The organism is Hyphomonas oceanitis, from assembly GCF_036964545.1.
Taxonomy (GTDB): domain Bacteria; phylum Pseudomonadota; class Alphaproteobacteria; order Caulobacterales; family Hyphomonadaceae; genus Hyphomonas; species Hyphomonas oceanitis.
Genome location: NZ_JBALTL010000001.1, coordinates 644,620 through 663,296 on the forward strand (window position 1 = coordinate 644,620; position 18,677 = coordinate 663,296).

Below are 18,677 nucleotides of genomic sequence, written 5' to 3' on the forward strand. Positions count from 1 at the left end.
TACACTATCTTATAGAGGGCGCCATGGATATCCAATCGCTAACGTCCATCGAGTCGCTCGGCTTCACCGGCGGCCGCGACAGCTTCAAGGCTTTCTGCGCGACCGTCTTTTCCGAAGACACGCCCCGCTTCCTGCGCAACGCGGCGAATGAACTGGTGATCTATCGCCACGAAGACTTGCGGGCCTTCGGCGCCATGCCCGAAGTCGGGGCGCTGCCGTCCGGCCTCATGTTCCCCGGCCTGCACGACCTTCCCGCTGATGCCCCCTTGCCTCCCGGCGGCGGCATTGGCGGCGTGATTTCGAACCAGATCTTCACGGCCAATCCGCCCGTCCACGGTCCCGTCCGCATGACGCTCTGGCGCCAGTTTAATCCGAAAAAAGTCGCCGAAATGGAAGACACGGCGCGCCTCGTTGTGCGCGGCATCCTCCACGATATCCGCACACGCAGCGAGATCGACTTCATCGAGCATGTGGCCGAACAACTGACGGCGCGCTTCTGGGGTCAGATGATCGGCATGAAGCGGGACGAAATCGCCGCAGCGGCCGTCGCCGTGCGCGACATGACCTCAATGTTCTACATCCGGATGACGATGGACGACCTTCAGGTGGCCGACACAGCGACCGCCGCCTATGGCCGTCTGGTCGAGGCCGCCGCTCTCCGCAGCCTTGCCGCAGGCAATCATCCCCTGATCAATGACCTCGCAAAAGACCTCGCCGCAATATACCTCGCCGACGACCCTGCCGAAGCGGGCATCGTCGCCAAGAATGTCGGCAAGCTTCTGGCCGGCAATCTCGTCGACGGTTTCCATACCGCCGCGATCGCCGCAGCCAACACGGTTTTCGCCCTGCTGCAAAACCCTGATGCGATGGACGAGCTGCGCGCCCATCCCGACAAGATCGGCGCCGCCGTGATGGAGGCGCTACGCTGCGAGCCGCCCGTTATTGCGCTCAAACGCTATGTCCTGCGCGACACGACCTATGCCGGCGCCACCATTCCAAAGGGCACGACGGTCATGATGCTCTGGGCGGCTGGCAATCACGATCCCGACGTGTTCGACCAGCCAACCGAATTCCGCCTCGACCGCGACCTGCGCGGCGTCACCACGTTCGGCGGCGGCGCGCATATCTGCGTCGGCCGCATCGTGGCCACCATGCTCATCCGCGTCTTGCTTGAAGAACTGCACGCTCAGGATATCCGCCTCACACTGGCCGGCGACGATTATCCCTGGATCGACAACCACCTCATGTCCCAGATGCGGCACATGCCGCTAAGCGTGCAGGCAGGCTAAGGGCGCAGCCCCTCACCCCTCCTTCAGGATGCGCGCCTTCTGGCGCTGCCAGTCGCGCTTGGCCTCAACCTCGCGCTTGTCATGCGCCTTGCGGCCCGTCGCGGTCCCGATCAGCAGTTTCGCGATGCCCCGGTCGTTGAAATAGAGTTTCAGCGGCACGATCGTGCGCCCGGCCCGCTCCACTTCCTGCGACAGCTTTGCCAGCTCCCGCTTGGAGACCAGCAGCTTCCGCTTGCGCTTCGGTTCATGGTTGAACCGGTTGGCGGCATTATAAATCGGGATGTCGCAATTGATCAGGTAGAGTCCGCCATCCTCGACGCTGGCATAGCTTTCGGCGATGTTCGCCTTGCCCTGCCGCAGCGATTTGACCTCGGAGCCGACCAGCATGATGCCGGCCTCCAGCGTGTCTTCCACAGCGTATTCACGCCGGGAACGCCGGTTCTCTGCAACGAGGCCATCGCCCCGGCCCTTGGTTTGCTGTGTCTTTGACATGGCGTCTATTTAGGCATGGATGCCCGCGAGTGCCATAGCGGCGTCAATCGTCTCGCGCGCAGCGGCGTCCGGCTGCGTGATCGGCAGGCGCACATCCGGCTCGCAGAGGCCAAGGCGCGACAGCGCATATTTGGCCGGGCCCGGCGACGGCGCGCAGAACAGCGCCTTGTGCAGCGCGATCAGCTTGCGCTCGATGGCCTGCGCCCCGGCAAGGTCGCCCGCATGGAAAGCGGCATGCATGGCGGCGCACATGTCCGGCGCCACATTGGCCGTGACCGAGATGCAGCCCTTGCCGCCCATGGCGAGATAGCCAAGTGCATTCGGATCCTCACCCGACAATTGCACGAATTGCGCAGAGCCGATCAGGGCCGCATGCTGGCTGACACGCGCCACGTCGCCCGAGGCATCCTTGATGCCCACGATGTTCGGCAGCTGGGCAAGCCGCGCGACGGTTTCCGGCAAGAGATCCACAACGGTCCGGCTCGGCACATTGTAAAGCAAGACAGGCAGGGCAACAGCGTCATTGATTGCCCTGAAATGGGCCTCCAGACCGTCCTGGTTCGGCTTGTTGTAATAGGGGCAGACCACCAGCGCCGCGTCCGCGCCAACCGCCTTGGCATGTTCGACAAGGTCAATCGCCTCGTCGGTGGCATTCGAGCCTGCGCCCGCAATCACGGGCACGCGTCCTGCAGCGACTTCTACACAAAGCGTCACAACGTCCTTATGTTCTTCGGTGGTTAGCGTCGAAGTTTCACCCGTCGTGCCGACGGGCACGAGCGCACTGGACCCACCGGCGATCTGGCGCTCGACAAGCGCCGCAAACGCCTTGCGGTCGACAGCCCCGTTCCTGAAGGGTGTGACCAGTGCTGGGATTGAACCATGAAACATCGTATTGTTGCCGTGATTAGGGAGTTGGTGGGAATTGTAGCGTAATATTTAACAATGCCTTCTCATGCTTTGGCGTAGAAATAAACTCCATGACAGCTCCATTACACCGCCCTTTCGCCGTTTCGATTTTATTGGGCCTCGCCGCCCTCAGCGCTTCCGCGTCTGGCCTGCCGGATGCGCCGAGCCTGAAGCCGCAGCGCGTCTATGCCTCGCAGACGACTGACGCGAAGAATGCGGAAATCCTGCACAAGGCGCTCGACGCCGCAGGCCGCTATGACTGGAACGAAGTCGCAGACCTTCAGGCACGGGCCAGCGACCCTGCCGTACGCAACCTGATCCTGTGGATGCGCGCCAGCGAAGGCGTGCCGGGCATGAGCTTCGATGAAGTCAAAAATGCCATGGATACGCTGCCGACCTGGCCGAAGACGGGCGCCATGCGCAAGCGCGCCGAGGAGATCATCGATCTTTCCTCCCTCAGCCATGGTGACCGCATCCTCTGGCTCACGCAATCCGGTCCGCGCACGGGCGCCGGCAAGATCGCCCTCGCCCGCAGCTACAAGGCCGTTGGCCAACCCGCCAAGGCCGAGGCCCTCGTCCGCGATGCCTGGCACAATAATTCCATGGAGCGCGATCTCGAGCGCATCGTGCTGGCCACCTATGGCGGCCTGCTGACCGAGGCCGACCACCGTGCCCGTATCGAATTCCTGCTTTGGACCAACCAGCGCACCGCCGCCTCAAACCTGAAGCCGCTCGTCAGCTCAGACTATCGCAAGCTGGTCGACGCGCGCATCGGTCTGGCTGGCCGTGGCCGCAATGTCGACAAGCTGGTCGAAGCCGTGCCTGCCTCCCTTCAGGACAATCCGGGCCTGCTCTACGATCGCGCCCGCTGGCGCCGCACACGCGGCAACCAGGAAGGCGCAACGCCGCTCCTCGTCAGCATCAATGCCACTGATGTGCCCGAAGCCGGCCGTTCCAAACTGTGGGACGAGCGCAATGTTGCCATGCGCGACGATCTCAAGAACCGCAAATGGTCACGGGCCTACCAACTCGTCGCGCCGCATGGCATGACCGAGGGGTCCGACTATGCCGACGCCGAATGGGCCGCCGGGTGGATTGCCCTGCGCCTCAACAATAATCCCGAGCGCAGCCTGAAACACTTCCAGGACATGACCGCCAGCGTCGGCACGCCGATCAGCCTCGCCCGCGGTGAATACTGGGCCGGCCGCGCCGAAGATGCGCTCGGCCAGACAGATGCGGCCGTGGAATCCTATGCCGCCGCAGCCAAGTATAATTTCGTCTATTATGGACAGCTTGCCGCCGAGCGGCTCGGCCAGAAGAAGCTGACATTTGCCACCTCCGGTGAGCCAACGCCTGAACAGGTCGCCGCCTTCAATGCGCGCCCCATGGTCAAGGCCCTGCGCCTGCTCGGAGAGGCCGGTGAAGAACGCATGTTCCGCGAGTTCGCCTATCACATTGACGACCAGCTTGAGAACGAGGCCGACTTCATCCTCCTCGCGCAGCTCGCCAATCAATATCATGTGCCCGATATCGGCGTGCGCGGCGCCAAGGCCGGTCTCGCCAAGGGCATCGTCGCAACAGATGCCGCCTATCCGGTTGTGAGCTATCCGATGCTGCGTGAACCACAGGTCGAGCGCCCCCTGATGCTCGCCTTGTCGCGTCAGGAAAGCGAAATGAACCCCAATGCCGTCAGCCATGCCGGCGCGCGCGGCCTGATGCAGTTCATGCCCGCCACGGCCCAGCGCGAAGCGCGCATGCAGGGCCTTCCCTTCCGCACGTCCTGGCTGACCGATGACCCGGGCTACAACATGACGCTTGGCGGCCAGCACCTCGACACGCTGCTCTCTCAGTTCAAAGGCAGCTACATCATGACCGCTGCCGCCTATAATGCAGGCCCGAGCCGGCCCAAGCAGTGGATCGAGGACTATGGCGATCCGCGCACCGGCCAGGTCGACCCGGTCGACTGGGTGGAGTTCATCCCGTTCGGTGAGACGCGCAACTATGTCCAGCGCGTGCTCGAGAACACGCAGGTCTACCGTCAGCGCCTCGCCGGAACGCCTGTGGATATCGAGCTTTCGGAAGATCTCGAGCGCGGCAAGAACTAGCCTGCTGTGGCCCGCCCGCCACTTGGCAGGGCGCCAAACTCCGTTAGGGTCCGCCTGAACCGTTTCAGGAGTACCCGCCTATGTTCCGTCCAGCCGCCTTGACCGCCCTCGCCCTCGTTCTGGTTGCCTGCGGAGGCCCCGGCAAGGACAAGGGCGCTGAAGCCAAGGCAGACGGCAAGGGACCGACCGTCCTGACGACCCCGAATGGTCAAGGAACGGACTCCGTTGTCCCCGCGAGTGCCCCGGCAACGCCCCTTCCAACCGCCGACCCGTCCCTTGTTGAGCTCTACAAACGCCTCCATGCGGCGCCTGAACTTTCCTTCGAGGAAGCCAATACATCCGCCATCCTGGCCACCGAACTGCAGGGCCTCGGCTTTGAAGTCACCACGGGCCTCGGCCAGGACTGGGTGGTCGACAAGTCGATGAAAGACAATGGCCGCGTCATCGACGGTGTCGGCGGCTATGGCATCGTTGGCGTGTTCCGCAATGGCAATGGCCCGACCGTGCTGATCCGTACCGACATGGACGCGCTGCCCGTGCCGGAACAGACCGATTTTCCCTTTGCCTCCAAGGTCGAAGCGACAACATGGACCGGCGTTGAAAGCAATGTCATGCACGCCTGCGGCCATGATGTGCACATGACAACATGGGTCGGCACGGCGCGCGACCTGATCGCCAACAAGAAGAAGTGGAAAGGCACGCTGGTCATGATCGCCCAGCCCGCCGAAGAGATCGGCCTTGGCGCCGAAGCCATGCTGGCCGACGGCCTTTTCACGCGCTTCCCAAAGCCTGACTACAATATTGCCCTGCACGTCTCGGCCGTCGCGCCTGCTGGAACGGTCGAATATTCCACCGGCTTCGCCCTCGCCAATGTCGACAGCGTCGACGTCGTCGTCAAAGGCGTCGGCGGTCATGGCGCCTACCCGCACACCACGAAAGACCCGATCCTCGTCGCCTCGAACATCGTCGTCGCGCTGCAAAGCCTCGTTTCGCGCAATACCGATCCACAGGACAGCGCCGTCGTCACGGTCGGCTCGTTCAAGGCCGGCGCCAAGCACAATATTATCCCGGATGACGCGACGCTGCTGATCACCGTACGCTCCTATGACGACAAGACCCGCCAGATGCTGCTCGACGGCATCAAGCGCATCGCCAAGGGCGAAGCCGAAGCCTTCGGCGCGCCGGAGCCGGAAGTCACAGTCGAGAGCGACTACACGCCCGCCACCTATAACGATCCCGACACAACGGCCCGCACGATGAAAGCCGTCGGCAAGGCCATCGGCACCACGAACGTCAAAGAGGTCAAACCCGTCATGGGCGGCGAGGATTTCAGCCAGTACGCCCGCACCGCAGAGAAAATCCCGAGCGTCATCTTCTGGCTCGGCGCCGTGGAGCCTGCCAAATATGCCGAGTCCAAAAATGGCGGCGCGTCCCTGCCCTCGCTCCACTCGTCGGGCTTCGCCCCGGACTATGACCCGACCATTGCGACAGGCGTTGAGGCCATGTCGGCGGCGGCCATTGAACTCTTCAAGGACTAGGGCCGCCCCCAAAGACCCAACTTTCAACTTCCCAATGAAGTTAACAAATGGTTAAGGTTCCCCACGTGTGGAGTGGGGATGCCAATGCTGGCTGTATTGAACGTGGAATGGCGGCCGGGCTGGCCGCGATGGACAAGACTGGTCAAGGAAGACCTCTGGTTGGGCGTCTGGGCCCTCGGCTTTGCGGCGCTCGGCGCCCTTGCCGTCGCCCTTACCGATCTTCAGAATACCGAGGCTGTCTCTGGCTGGCTCGCCTGGAGCCTCATCATCGCTTTGCCGCTTGCCGCCTATGTCGCGCTCAGCCTGTTCATCATCTGTAACCGCTGGGATGCCACCCACAAGGACGACGCCCCCGGCACCGAAGAACAGCCCGCGTTCCACACAGCCTTCATCTTCCTGTTCCTGCTTCTCTCACTGCTGGCCTGGATCGCCTTCGGCCCGAACGTGCCCTTCGGCGCGTGGCCATGGCCGGTCGACCTGTCACATCCGGTTCAGCGCAGCATCTATCTCGGGGCGATTGGTGCAGGCTTCCTGCCGCTGCTCTACGGCTTTCACCTCGTTGCCAAAGAAGCTGGCGGCAAGGACCACCGTAATTATCTCAAACACCCCGAAGGCCCGGTCAGCATGGCCACGCTGCTGGGCGGCCTTGCCCTGATCGGCGCCATTGGTACCGGCGCATGGGCGGCCGGCGAGCAGGTCTTCTCGATGGAGCAGAATTTCGGCCTCGTCATCATGGCGCTGGTCGTGATGGGCTTTCTCGCCTTCATCTTCCTGCCCCACCTCTCCAGCCTGATCGGCGAACGCGAAGATACCGAGAAGCCCGACGTGGCTCACGCGGGCTTTGCGATGCATCCGGGCTACCTCGTCAGCGGCCTCGACGCGGCCATGGTGCGCCTGCTCGCTCCGCTTTCGGGCGCAACGCAGGGCGGCTTGATGGTGCCGCAGCTGATCCTCCTGCTCATCATGTTACCGCTCTCGGCCATGGGCTATGCCCTGCCCCATCCTTGGGGCCTTGCGCCGATTGCGATTGCCAGCCTGATCATCTTCGGCCTCGGCCGCCGATGGGCCTGGGTCGAGGATGACCGCGAGAAAGCCTTGCGCATCCAGACCACAAGGTCAGACCAGTTCCGCATCGGTTTTGCCAATGACCTGCGCGACGAGGCCCTGATGGGCTATGCGTGGCTGTTCGTGCTGGTGCCCCTGGCCCTGCGTCAGATCCAGATGCATTTCGACCTGTTCGAGCCGGTCGACCCGATGATCCTGACCGGCGCGGCCCAATCCACCGGCCTCATTGAATGGCTGAAATTCTTCGGCACTGAACTCGCCAAGGGTGTGCCCATTGTCGACTGGGTCGACATCTATGACGTGACGCAGGAAGAGCCCTTCGTTCCGAAAGGCGCGGCCGCCCGCCACATCGTGTTCATTTCACGCCTGCTCGTGGATGTCGTCCTGATCGCTGCCCTGCTGCAAGCCTTCGGCATCATGCAACGCAACAAGGCCCAGAAGCGCCTGTTCGAAGCCGGGCAGATCGACTTTTTCGATCCCTTCATGGAGCGCCGCATCCTTCGGGAATCCTACCGTAAGCCCGGCGAAGACGGAATCCCGGTGAAAGCGCGTGCCCTCAACTTCTTCAGGGCACATCTCGAGAAGAGTCAGGAACTCGACCGGGGCGATTATTACTACAATACCCGCCGCCTGAATGAGCTTTACACCGACAAGGACGAGCGCGTGCGTTCCGTCGCGCAATGGCTCGCGCGCGATCTCGTCGTAGGCTCCGTCACCGAGCGAATGGCCAAGCTGGCCGACATGTTCAGCAATACGCCTCAGGATAAACGCGAGGAAGCCGATTGGGCCCGCAAATTCTATCGCTATGTCGACGATGTCATCGCCGATGCCCGAGCGCCAGGTTCGCCAAGATGGTCTTTGGAAGATTCAAAGCGTCTGTCGCGGCTGTTGAACCTCATCTCGGAAGATCGCGAGTTCGATCATGTCCGCGCCCGCGCCTTTGCCCTTCTGGGCAAGCAGAATTCCCTGCACGCAGCAAAGGCGCTTGCCGCGCGGCTCGTGCGTCCCGAGCACGCCACAAGCCTGCCGGAGATCAGCCCGACCACTGCCCCTGAATGGCATTTCCGGCGACAGCGGCGGCAATCGGAGCGCGTGCTGGCGGCAGAGCAATTGCTCAGGATCCGCATGAACATCGAGGACCGCCAGAACGGGACTGGCAGCGCCACCCTCGCCTTTATCGATGCCGTCATCGCCTATGTTCGCAATGAAGGCGGCAAGGGCGAGCAGTTCGGAGTTTAGCGCAGCTGATCTGGCATTTACCTGCCCCTACTTGCCAGCCGGTCGCCTCGCCTATAGAAACCCTTTTGCTCATAGTGCGTATAACTATCGCAGAAGCTTTGCACTTGAGCCCTGATCCCAGCCGTTTGAAGGATACCCTTGAAACGGAAGCTTTCAGGCCCATATTATACTCACATCGAGCATAAGTGCGCGATGCAAGGAGGAACAAATGGCCCGTCTGATCGATTCAGCTCCCGGATGCCCCACCCCGACGCCCCTTCGTGGCGCCTCTGCCGCCGAAGCGCGCGGCCTGTCCTATGACGCGACCGTCAAGGCCGAAACCGACCATCTCTATCCTCTGGTCGCCGATTTCGTGACGCCAATGGAATGGCCTGCGGTGGCGCCCCTCGTGGCCGCCATCAATCGTCTCAAGAAAGAGAAGAACGCGGTCATCCTGGCGCACAATTACATGACGCCGGACATTTTCAGCCTCGTCGGCGATTTCCGCGGTGACAGCCTCCAGCTCGCCCGTGAAGCCTCTGCCACGGCGGCTGACGTGATTGTCCAAGCTGGCGTGCATTTCATGGCCGAAACCTCGAAAATCCTCGCCCCCGGCAAGACCGTCCTAATCCCGGACATGCGCGCAGGCTGCTCGCTCGCGGCCTCCATCACGGGCGCCGATGTGCGCCTGATCAAGCAGAAATATCCGGACTATCCGATCGTCACCTACGTAAACTGCACCGCCGAAGTGAAGGCCGAGTGCCACATCACCTGCACCAGCTCCAACGCGGCGCAGGTTGTCGAGGCCGTCGCGAAAGAATGGAATTCCGACACCGTCATCATGGTACCGGACCAGTATCTGGCCAAGAACGTGGCCGCTCAGACCGATATCCGTATCCTGACATGGCCCGGCGCCTGCGAAGTGCACGAGCTGTTCTCGGCCGACGATGTGAACCAGCTGCGCGAGGCCCATCCGGGCGTCGTCATCCTGGCCCACCCGGAATGTCCGCCAGACGTGCTGGAAGCGGCTGATTTCGCCGGCTCCACCTCGGCGCTGGCCAATTACGTGTCGGAAAACAGCCCGAGCAAGGTTGTGTTGCTGACGGAATGTTCGATGAGCGACAATGTCGCCGCCGTGAACCCGAACGTGAACTTCATCCGGCCGTGCAATCTTTGCCCGCATATGAAGCGGATCACGCTGGAAAACATCTATGACTGCCTTGTGACGGGCAAGTATGAGGTAAAAATCCCCGAGGACGTCCGCGTGCGGGCCAAACAGGCACTCGATGCCATGATGGCCCTGCCGAAGATGGAACGTCCCCTGGCCTTCGAAACCGGCCTCAAGCCGCTGGAAGTCGAAATGGTCATGTAAGGCAGCCGCGCAGTTGTGCGCTGGCGCGGGGTGGGATTATGGTTGTGACGGACGTTTTGGCAAAGGCACAGAGGAGTTCCGCATGTTTCCGGTCAGGTCCCGTCTCGCGGCGGCAGCTGCGCTGTCCCTGCTCGCCTGCTTCCCGGCTTCGGCGGGGAACGACAAGGACACCGACAAGACGGATGTGCTTGGCACCTGGAGCTTCCAGACGCGCCCCTATCGCAATGGCGAATGCGTCATGACCGGCACGATGAACCTCTCCCCCCATCCGGACAAGGGCAAGTATACGTGCGAGCTGACGGCGGTGGAGATGTGCACCTTCTGGGGCCGTTCGGTCGTGCGCCAGTCCTGTCAGGCCAGCCGTTATGGCGATCAGGTCTCCATCCGGTCCCAGATCGAGGAAATGCTGGAGTCCAAGGTCGAGGGCCTGATCTACATGCCCGACAATTTCACACTGACAATCGAATCCGCTGACCGCATGTTCGGCGCGCTCGTCTCTGCGGTCACGGCACCGGCCGAATTCCGCCGAGCCAATGACGGGATATCCTGATCCAGTGACCGGGGGGAACATACAAACCATTACCGCGCCAGCAGCGGCCGCGAGCGACGTACTCATCGTCGGTGCAGGCCTTGCCGGCCTCTTCCTCGCGCTTGAGCTTGCGCCGCGCCGCTGCCTCGTGATCTCGCCTGCCCCGCTCGGCCAGGCCGCCTCGTCAGCTTGGGCCCAAGGCGGCCTCGCCGCTGCGCTCGACCCGCTCGATAGCGCAGAGCAGCACGCCCGCGACACGATCAATGCAGGCGCAGGTCTCGTCGACCCCATCATTGCCCGCCTCATTGCCGAGGAAGGCCCCGCCCGCGTCCGCGACCTCATTTCGCTCGGTGTCCCGTTTGACCGCACGCCTGACGGCGCCCTCGCTTTGTCGCTGGAAGCCGCCCACAGCCGTCCCCGCGTCGCCCGTGTGGCAGGCGATCTTGCAGGCAAGGCGATCATGGATGCGCTCGTCGCAGCGGTCGCCGCCTCAACCCACATTACAGTCATTGAAGGCGTGCGCGCTGTCGGCCTGCTTCAAGACGATACGAACCGCGTTGCGGGGGTTGTCCTGCGCGATGCTGCCGGCAACATCACCACCCAGACGGCCTGCCAGACCGTGCTTTGCACAGGCGGCACCGGCGGCCTTTTCCAGGTCACCACCAATCCGCGCGAAGCCAGGGGCGACGCCATCGCCATGGCCTATGAGGCAGGCGCCCTCATCGCCGATGTCGAGTTCGTGCAGTTCCACCCCACTGCCATCGATATTGGCCGCGACCCTGCCCCGCTTGCCACCGAAGCCCTGCGCGGCGAAGGCGCCACGCTGCGCAACCGCGATGGCAAGCGTTTCATGGCCAATTACCATACGCTGGAAGAACTCGCCCCGCGCGATGAAGTCGCCCGCGCGATCCATTCAGAACGCGCCGCAGGTCGGGGCGCCTTCCTCGACTGCCGCACAGCCGTCGGCACGCATTTCCCGGAACATTTCCCGACGGTCTTTGGCGCCTGCAAGAGCGCCGGCATTGACCCGCGCTTCGACATGATCCCGATTGCGCCAGCAGCGCACTATCACATGGGTGGCATCGTGGCAGACTTCTGGGGCCGCTCAACCCTGAACGGATTGTCCGTTTGCGGCGAATGCACCTCGACCGGCGCCCACGGGGCCAACCGGCTCGCGTCAAACTCCCTGCTCGAAGCCGTCGTTTTCTCCCATCGCATCGCCGCGCATCTTCGCGAGGCAGACCTTGATGAGCCCGGCGCCTCGACGGCCACCATTCCGGCCTCCTTGCCGCATGACGCCCTCCAGACCCTGCGCGGCGAAATGTCGGCCAAATGCGGCGTCGTGCGTGACGCATCGGGCCTGACTGATCTTATCGACACCATCGAGACGCTTCGCGACCAGCATGGACCGGCGCGGCCATTGGTCACCGCGGGCCTGATGGCGCGCGCCGCCCTTGCCCGCGAAGAAAGCCGCGGCGGGCATTATCGCAGCGATTACCCGGACACCGGCGCGCCTGAACGCCAGTTCCTGCTGCGCGAATTCAAAGAGACAGCTGAAGAGATTGCCTGATACATGAGCCCCGTTCCCCCGTCCCTGCCCGCCATCATCCTTGATCCTATCGTGCGCCTCGCGCTCGCAGAGGATCTTGGCCGCGCAGGCGACCTGACCACCGACGCAACCATTTCGCCCGAAACGAAAATGAGCGTTGTCATTGCGGCGCGCCAATCGGGCGTGATTGCGGGCCTTGATGCCGCCACCCACGCGCTGCACCTCATCGACCCTGCGATGCAGCTCACAATCGAGAAGCCGGACGGCAGCGCCATCGTGCCCGGCGACGTGGTCGGCCGCCTCGACGGTACGGCCCGCTCGATCCTGACGGCCGAACGCACAATGCTGAATTTCATCGGCCGCCTCTCCGGCGTTGCCACGCTGACACGCAAGTTCGTCGACACTGTCGCGCACACGGATGCGCGCATCGTCTGCACACGCAAGACCACGCCCGGCCATCGCGCCCTTGAGAAGCGCGCCGTGCGCTGTGGCGGCGGCACCGCCCATCGCTATGGCCTCGATGACGCGATCCTCATCAAGGACAATCATATCGCCGCCTGCGGATCAATTTCCGAGGCCATGACCCGCGCAAAGGCCTATGCCGGCCACCTGCGAATGATCGAGATCGAGGTCGACACGCTTGACCAGCTGGAAGAAGCGCTGAAGTTCGGCCCCCATGCGGTCCTGCTCGACAATATGGACACGGACATGTTGCGCCGCGCCGTCTCCATGATTGACGGCCGTGTCGTCGCTGAGGCCTCAGGCGGCGTCAACCTGTCCACCGTGGCGGCAATTGCCGAAACCGGCGTTGATTTCATCTCCGTCGGCGCTCTCACCCATTCCGCACCAAACCTTGACGTGGGGCTAGATGTCGTCTGACACTCTGAGTTGATGACACAACTTCTCGCATGAAGGACAGGGCATGACCCGATCGGGCGGACGCAAGAGCATATTCATCACCGGCGCAGCCTCCGGCATCGGCGCCGAAACGGCCCGCTACTTCTTCAAACGCGGCTGGTATTGCGGCCTGTATGATGTGAACTCCGCCAGCCTCGCCCAGGTCGCTGACGAGATCGGCATCCAGAACTGCCATGTCGCCACACTCGACGTGCGCAAGCGGCCTGACTGGACGGCCGCCGTGAAAGGCTTCGGCGAGGCCACCGAAGGCGCCATGAATGTGCTCTTCAACAATGCCGGCATTGGCCGCCATGGCTGGTTCGAGGATGTCGCGCCTGAAGACAATGACTCCGTCATCGACGTGAACCTCAAGGGCGTCATCAACGGTGTCCATGCCTGCCTGCCCCTGTTGAAAGCGACGCCTGCCTCGCGCATCGTCAACACGGCCTCCACGGCCGGCATTGTCGGTTCACCGCAGCTCGCCGTCTATTCGGCCACCAAGTTTGCCGTGCGCGGCCTGACGGAGGCCCTCGACGCCGAATTCCGCGATCTCGATATCCGTGTCACCAGCCTGATGCCCTGGTTTGTCGATACACCCATTCTCGACATGGGCGCCACCGAAGGCGCCAATGTGAAAATGTCGGACCAGTTGCGCGAGAACGGCATGACCGTCTATCCCGTCTCCATGGCCGCCGAACGTGCCTGGGACGCCGCTCATGGCAAGGAAACGCACTACATGGTCGGCAAGGACGCCGAGCGCGCGCGCTTCATGACCCGCTGGCTGCCGGGCGCCATTCGCAAGCGTGTGAGAGCCAGCGTTCCCCCGCGCAGCTAGACGCGCTTGCGGGCCATCGCCAGACCGTCATGGCCCTTGCGGCCCACCTGCTGCAGCACAATCGACTCAAATTGCGCATGCGATGACAGGCGCCGATTGAACGCGCCCGCCCCGCGCGCCATTACATCGCCCTCGGGCGGGTCGATCACTGCGCCCTTGCGGATGACATTATCGGCCAGCAGGAGGCCTCCGGGCACCAGCAGACGGGCCGCCTCTTCCAGGTAATCCGGGTATTGATCCTTGTTGGCATCAAGGAAGACGAGGTCGAAAGGGCCTTGCAGTGCCCGAAGGCTCTCCAGTGCCGGCCCTTCGATCACATGACAAACCTCTTCCAGACCGGCCAGCCGGAACGTCTCGCGCGCAAAGACGGCATGGGCCGGGTCCAGTTCGAGCGTTGTCATGTGTCCACCCTCCGGCAGGGCCCGCGCCATCCAGACGGTCGAATAGCCCCCGAGTGTGCCGACCTCCAGCATGCGGGCCGCGCCCGTCAGCTTGCCCATCAGATAGAGGAACTTGCCCTGCCCTGCCGATACTTCGATCTCGGGCAGGCCCGCCGCGCGCGCCCGGTCCCGGATGGTCTCGAGGATCATATCCTCGGATGCAAAAAGACCGTCGATATAGGCATCGACGGTCTCAAAGATCTTGTCCTGCATCAGGCCCGCCTACTGAAGCGCCGAGCCATTCACGTCATTGCTGGCAACCGTGATGCCGGTCTGCTTGGCCATATAGGCGGCAACCTTGTCGGCATTGCTTGGCGTGTTCAGTTCAGGCTCAACATAGTCGACCGACTTGATCGTGGTCAGGCGCGGAGCGCCGTTCGTGATTGTGCGGTCAGAGGTCGTGACAGTCGCCGGGGCGATCGTGGGGGCCTCAACGGTCTGGATATAGGACGTGGCCGCGCCATCAACCGGCGTAATCACTTCATCCGCGCTGAGCGAAGCCATACGCACTTCAGCGCGCTTGGCTTCATAGCCCTTGCGAACGCTGGCCCATTCGGAGCCGCGCGGGAAGCGATAGAACACGTGCATGCCGATCTTGTCGGTCTTCACGAGGCCTGCGCTCCAGATCGGATCGACATAGGTGGCGTGGTAGTGCGTTGCGCCGCCCGTATTGTCGACGCTGAGATTCATCATGACATGCGCAGCGATCGTCTTGGCGCGTTCCCAGTTACGGCCCATCGGAGGCGTGTTGAGCGCCCCGTCACAGGTGAACGTGAACTGGCAGCCCGTTGTGCGGGTCGCACCCTGGAACACGACGCCACAGGCAGTGTCAGGATAGCGGTGATCGCGCATGCGGTTGGCGATGACTTCGGCAACGGCCATCTGGCCATCGAGCGGCTCATGGGCCGATTCATAATACACGGCCTGCGCCATGCACTTCTGTTCCGCGCTGATCGCCTCGGCGCGCTTGATATGTTCAGGGCGGAAGCTGACCAGCGAGCTCAGCGCAGCGCCATCACGGTCGCGCATCGCAAAACGGCTCATCGAGGAACCGGTGTCGCGCTCCAGCGTATATTCAACGGTACGCATCCACGGCGTATCGAGCAGAGCAGGCGCATAAGCTGCCGTACGTACGCTCACACCGCCATCTTCCATGCTGGCAAGGCGCACGGCCTGCTCGCGGAAATCGGCGTCAGCCCGCTTTTCGGCCTGAATCTGGCCGACCATGGGCAAAGTCACAGTCGCAGCTACGGCGCAGACGGCAATCGTTGCACCGCGGACAAAAATATCTCGCTGTTCGTCGTCTGTCATCGTCATCCACCAACGCTTGAGCTTCTCTCGGAGCCCACTCATTGGCGTCAGAGTCGCCCGTCGTGGTTTAAGAACCCTTAACAACATCACCGCTCCCCAATCCCCGGCAGACGATATGACTTCGTCATTTTGACCCGGGCGTATTTGGTTTGACTAAAATTCAGAGACCGTTTCGGCCCCGCTTCTAGGCGGGAAGTAGGCGGCCAGCCCCCTTCCTAGCAAGAACTCAGCCAGTTCCGTCAGTGACATTTCCGAAAGGTGAATCCGGCATGTGCGTATGACATTCGCGTAATGTACGAAAACACGCGCGCACTCTGTTGAATTTCATAAGAATTTATGACCCGCCCCGGCGGGGCAGGTCATTGGCACTCAAAGCACGTGTGACAAAACTACAACACCGTTTTGCCATCGAAACGAGCGGCCTGCTGTCTATTTAAGCGATTCTTTGAGGGCAGCGTGTGCCGCAGCAAGACGCGCAATCGGCACCCGGTAGGGTGAGCAGGACACATAATCGAGACCCGAGCGATGGCAGAACGCCACCGAAGCCGGGTCACCGCCATGCTCGCCACATATCCCAAGTTTAATGTTCGGACGGGTCTTGCGGCCCCGTTCAGCAGCGATTTTCACCAGTTCTCCCACGCCAACCTGGTCCAGCGTCACAAAGGGGTCTTTCTCGTAAATGCCCTTATCCTCGTAGATCTTGAGGAAGCGGCCAGCATCGTCACGCGAAATGCCCAGTGTGGTCTGCGTCAGGTCATTGGTACCGAACGAGAAGAACTCGGCGGAATTGGCAATGTCGCCGGCCTGCAGCGCAGCGCGCGGCAGCTCGATCATCGTGCCGACCATGTATTCCAGCGTGGTTCCGGTCTCGGCGAACACGGCCTGAGCCGCCTCATCGACAACCTTCTTGAGGATCGACAACTCCTTGTGGGTAGCCACAAGCGGGATCATCACTTCCGGAATCGGCTGGCGGCCCGTCTCTTTCGCCACGTTAACCGCAGCTTCGAAGATGGCACGCGCCTGCATCTCGTAGATTTCAGGATACGTAATGCCGAGGCGGCAACCGCGGTGTCCCAGCATGGGATTGCTCTCATGCAGGTCAGCGGCGCGGCGCTTCAGCTCGTCCACCGACACGCCAGACGCCTTGGCCACTTCGTCCATGTCAGCATCGGAATGCGGCAGGAATTCATGCAGCGGCGGATCGAGCAAGCGGATCGTCACCGGCATTTCGCCAAGAATGCGGAACAGTTCCTCGAAATCGCTGCGCTGCATCGGCAGCAGTTTCGCAAGCGACTCGCGGCGGCCCTTCTCGTCATTCGAGAGGATCATCGCACGCACTTCTGGAATGCGTGTCGCATCAAAGAACATGTGCTCAGTGCGGCAAAGGCCAATGCCTTCGGCGCCGAAATCAACCGCCGTGCGGGCATCGAGCGCCGTTTCGGCGTTCGCGCGCACTTTCAGGCGGCGGGCCTTGTCAGCCCACTCCATCAGCGTGCCGAAATCGCCCGACAGGTCAGGCTGCCTCATCTCGACAGCGCCCAGCATCACCTGACCGGCAGCACCGTCCACCGTGATGACTTCTCCCTTTTTAACTTCGCGGCCCATGATGCGGAACACGCCCTTGGCCATATCGATCTGCAGGCCACCGGCGCCGCAGACGCAAGGACGTCCCATGCCGCGCGCCACAACGGCTGCGTGGCTGGTCATGCCGCCGCGCGCCGTCACGATGGCGCGAGCCGCGTGCATGCCCTTGATGTCTTCCGGGCTGGTCTCGACGCGAACGAGGATGACGTCTTCGCCCTTCTCGGCCAACGCAAACGCTTCCTCGCTGTCGAACACGACCTTGCCCACGGCGGCGCCGGGGCTGGCTGGCAAGCCGGTCACGATCACGTCGCGCACCGCATTGTCGGCAATGGTCGGGTGCAGCAGCTGGTCGAGCTGCGATGGCTCGAGGCGCAGCACGGCCTCGCTCTCGGTGATCAGGCCCTCGCGCGCCATGTCGACCGCGATTTTCAGCGCGGCGGCGGCGGTGCGTTTCCCGTTACGGGTCTGCAGCATGTAGAGCCGGTCATTCTCGACCGTGAACTCCAGGTCCTGCATGTCTTTATAATGGCGCTCCAGCGTGTTCGCGACATCGCGCAGCTGGGCATAGACGGCCGGCATGGCCTCTTCGAGTGGCGCGTCGGCTGAACCCAGTGTATCTGCCCGCTCGCGCGAGATCGGCGCCGGTGTACGGATGCCCGCCACAACGTCTTCGCCCTGCGCATTGATCAGGTATTCGCCATAGAAGATTGGCTCGCCATTCGACGGGTCGCGCGTGAACGCAACGCCCGTGGCCGACGTTTCGCCGAGGTTGCCGAATACCATGGACTGCACGGTCACGGCTGTGCCCCACTCGGCGGGAATATCATTCAGCTTGCGATAGGTGATCGCGCGGTCGTTCATCCACGAGCCGAACACGGCCGAGATGGCGCCCCAGAGCTGTTCCTTCGGATCATCCGGGAAGGGCTTGCCGAGCGCCTTTTCGACGGCTTCCTTGTAGGAAACGATCACGGCTTTCCAGTCTTCAGCCTGCATCTCTGTGTCGAGTTCAAAGCCTTGGCGCTCTTTATAATCGTCAAGGATATGCTCGAACGTGTCATGGCGCAGGCCCAGCACCACATTGGAATACATCTGGATGAAACGGCGATAGCTGTCATAGGCAAACCGGTCACCGGCCAGCGTCGCAAGCCCCTTCACGGAAGCCTCGTTCAGGCCAAGGTTCAGCACCGTGTCCATCATGCCCGGCATCGAGGCGCGCGCACCCGAGCGCACGGAGACGAGCAGCGGGTTTTCCGGATCGCCAAAGCCCTTGCCGGATTCCTTCTCCAACGCGATCAGCGCAGCGTCCACCTGCGGCGCGAGCGTGGAAGGATAATCGCGGCCCAGCTCGTAATAAGCGGTGCAAACAGCGGTCGAGATGGTGAAGCCGGGAGGCACAGGCAGGCCGAGCTTGGCCATTTCGGCAAGGTTAGCGCCCTTGCCACCGAGCAGGTTCTTCATCGACGCATCGCCGTCGGCCGTCCCGCCGCCGAACCCGTAAACCCAGGTCTGTTCTGCGTGTTTCAAAGCCGGTTCACCCATGTACTTCA

14 protein-coding genes are annotated in these 18,677 nt (G+C 62.6%); 9 read left to right on the plus strand and 5 right to left on the minus strand.

Annotation, left to right across the window (positions count from 1 at the left end; genetic code table 11):
• Window positions 1–23 precede the first annotated feature (23 nt).
• Entirely contained in the window at window positions 24–1,289 is a 1,266-nt protein-coding gene (locus V7651_RS03255) for a cytochrome P450 (RefSeq protein WP_335612137.1), read from the plus strand.
• A 12-nt stretch (window positions 1,290–1,301) separates the two neighbouring features.
• Here V7651_RS03255 and smpB read toward each other — a convergent pair whose 3' ends face one another.
• Window positions 1,302–1,781, minus strand: coding sequence for an SsrA-binding protein SmpB (smpB, locus tag V7651_RS03260; protein ID WP_035535519.1), 480 nt, complete (start codon window positions 1,779–1,781; stop codon window positions 1,302–1,304).
• A gap of 9 nt (window positions 1,782–1,790) precedes the next feature.
• Complete coding sequence (gene dapA, locus V7651_RS03265) at window positions 1,791–2,669, minus strand: 4-hydroxy-tetrahydrodipicolinate synthase (RefSeq protein WP_335612138.1); 879 nt, start codon at window positions 2,667–2,669, stop codon at window positions 1,791–1,793.
• A gap of 89 nt (window positions 2,670–2,758) precedes the next feature.
• Between dapA and V7651_RS03270 the strand changes: the two genes are divergently transcribed.
• The 8 genes from V7651_RS03270 (at window position 2,759) to V7651_RS03305 (ending at window position 13,795) form a co-directional block, all read left to right on the plus strand.
• Window positions 2,759–4,792, plus strand: a complete 2,034-nt coding sequence (locus tag V7651_RS03270; RefSeq protein WP_335612139.1) for a lytic transglycosylase domain-containing protein — start codon at window positions 2,759–2,761, stop codon at window positions 4,790–4,792.
• Between the two features lie 80 nt (window positions 4,793–4,872).
• Window positions 4,873–6,330: an amidohydrolase gene (locus tag V7651_RS03275; RefSeq protein WP_335612140.1), complete on the plus strand. Its 1,458-nt coding sequence runs from the start codon at window positions 4,873–4,875 to the stop codon at window positions 6,328–6,330.
• Window positions 6,331–6,414: 84 nt separating this feature from the next.
• Window positions 6,415–8,634: a hypothetical protein gene (locus V7651_RS03280; protein ID WP_335612141.1), complete on the plus strand. Its 2,220-nt coding sequence runs from the start codon at window positions 6,415–6,417 to the stop codon at window positions 8,632–8,634.
• 208 nt (window positions 8,635–8,842) lie between these two features.
• Window positions 8,843–9,985, plus strand: a complete 1,143-nt coding sequence (nadA, locus tag V7651_RS03285; RefSeq protein ID WP_335612142.1) for a quinolinate synthase NadA — start codon at window positions 8,843–8,845, stop codon at window positions 9,983–9,985.
• A gap of 82 nt (window positions 9,986–10,067) precedes the next feature.
• Complete coding sequence (locus V7651_RS03290; protein WP_335612143.1) at window positions 10,068–10,535, plus strand: hypothetical protein; 468 nt, start codon at window positions 10,068–10,070, stop codon at window positions 10,533–10,535.
• Complete coding sequence (locus V7651_RS03295; RefSeq protein ID WP_418887208.1) at window positions 10,519–12,084, plus strand: L-aspartate oxidase; 1,566 nt, start codon at window positions 10,519–10,521, stop codon at window positions 12,082–12,084. Before V7651_RS03290 ends, V7651_RS03295 begins: the two co-directional genes overlap by 17 nt.
• Window positions 12,085–12,087: 3 nt before the next feature.
• Window positions 12,088–12,942, plus strand: coding sequence for a carboxylating nicotinate-nucleotide diphosphorylase (gene nadC / locus V7651_RS03300; protein ID WP_335612145.1), 855 nt, complete (start codon window positions 12,088–12,090; stop codon window positions 12,940–12,942).
• A gap of 43 nt (window positions 12,943–12,985) precedes the next feature.
• Window positions 12,986–13,795: an SDR family oxidoreductase gene (locus V7651_RS03305; RefSeq protein WP_335612146.1), complete on the plus strand. Its 810-nt coding sequence runs from the start codon at window positions 12,986–12,988 to the stop codon at window positions 13,793–13,795.
• Here the strand turns inward: V7651_RS03305 and V7651_RS03310 are convergent.
• The 3 genes from V7651_RS03310 to ppdK form a co-directional block, all read right to left on the minus strand.
• A complete protein-coding gene (locus tag V7651_RS03310; protein ID WP_335612147.1) occupies window positions 13,792–14,448 on the minus strand; it encodes an O-methyltransferase in 657 nt (218 codons plus the stop codon). The two genes, V7651_RS03305 and V7651_RS03310, sit on opposite strands and share 4 nt — an antisense overlap.
• Window positions 14,449–14,457: 9 nt before the next feature.
• Entirely contained in the window at window positions 14,458–15,546 is a 1,089-nt protein-coding gene (locus tag V7651_RS03315; RefSeq protein WP_335612148.1) for a cell wall hydrolase, read from the minus strand.
• Window positions 15,547–15,975: 429 nt separating this feature from the next.
• Window positions 15,976–18,669: a pyruvate, phosphate dikinase gene (gene ppdK, locus V7651_RS03320; protein WP_335612149.1), complete on the minus strand. Its 2,694-nt coding sequence runs from the start codon at window positions 18,667–18,669 to the stop codon at window positions 15,976–15,978.
• Window positions 18,670–18,677: the final 8 nt, after the last annotated feature.

Coding starts and splice junctions, on each gene's coding strand:
- V7651_RS03310 (WP_335612147.1), bottom strand. CDS start 14,448: ATGCAGGACAAGATCTTTGAGACCGTCGATGCCTATATCGACGGTCTT.
- nadA (WP_335612142.1), top strand. CDS start 8,843: ATGGCCCGTCTGATCGATTCAGCTCCCGGATGCCCCACCCCGACGCCC.
- smpB (WP_035535519.1), bottom strand. CDS start 1,781: ATGTCAAAGACACAGCAAACCAAGGGCCGGGGCGATGGCCTCGTTGCA.
- V7651_RS03305 (WP_335612146.1), top strand. CDS start 12,986: ATGACCCGATCGGGCGGACGCAAGAGCATATTCATCACCGGCGCAGCC.
- V7651_RS03255 (WP_335612137.1), top strand. CDS start 24: ATGGATATCCAATCGCTAACGTCCATCGAGTCGCTCGGCTTCACCGGC.
- V7651_RS03315 (WP_335612148.1), bottom strand. CDS start 15,546: ATGACAGACGACGAACAGCGAGATATTTTTGTCCGCGGTGCAACGATT.
- V7651_RS03280 (WP_335612141.1), top strand. CDS start 6,415: ATGCTGGCTGTATTGAACGTGGAATGGCGGCCGGGCTGGCCGCGATGG.
- V7651_RS03290 (WP_335612143.1), top strand. CDS start 10,068: ATGTTTCCGGTCAGGTCCCGTCTCGCGGCGGCAGCTGCGCTGTCCCTG.
- V7651_RS03275 (WP_335612140.1), top strand. CDS start 4,873: ATGTTCCGTCCAGCCGCCTTGACCGCCCTCGCCCTCGTTCTGGTTGCC.
- nadC (WP_335612145.1), top strand. CDS start 12,088: ATGAGCCCCGTTCCCCCGTCCCTGCCCGCCATCATCCTTGATCCTATC.
- dapA (WP_335612138.1), bottom strand. CDS start 2,669: ATGTTTCATGGTTCAATCCCAGCACTGGTCACACCCTTCAGGAACGGG.
- ppdK (WP_335612149.1), bottom strand. CDS start 18,669: ATGGGTGAACCGGCTTTGAAACACGCAGAACAGACCTGGGTTTACGGG.
- V7651_RS03270 (WP_335612139.1), top strand. CDS start 2,759: ATGACAGCTCCATTACACCGCCCTTTCGCCGTTTCGATTTTATTGGGC.
- V7651_RS03295 (WP_418887208.1), top strand. CDS start 10,519: ATGACGGGATATCCTGATCCAGTGACCGGGGGGAACATACAAACCATT.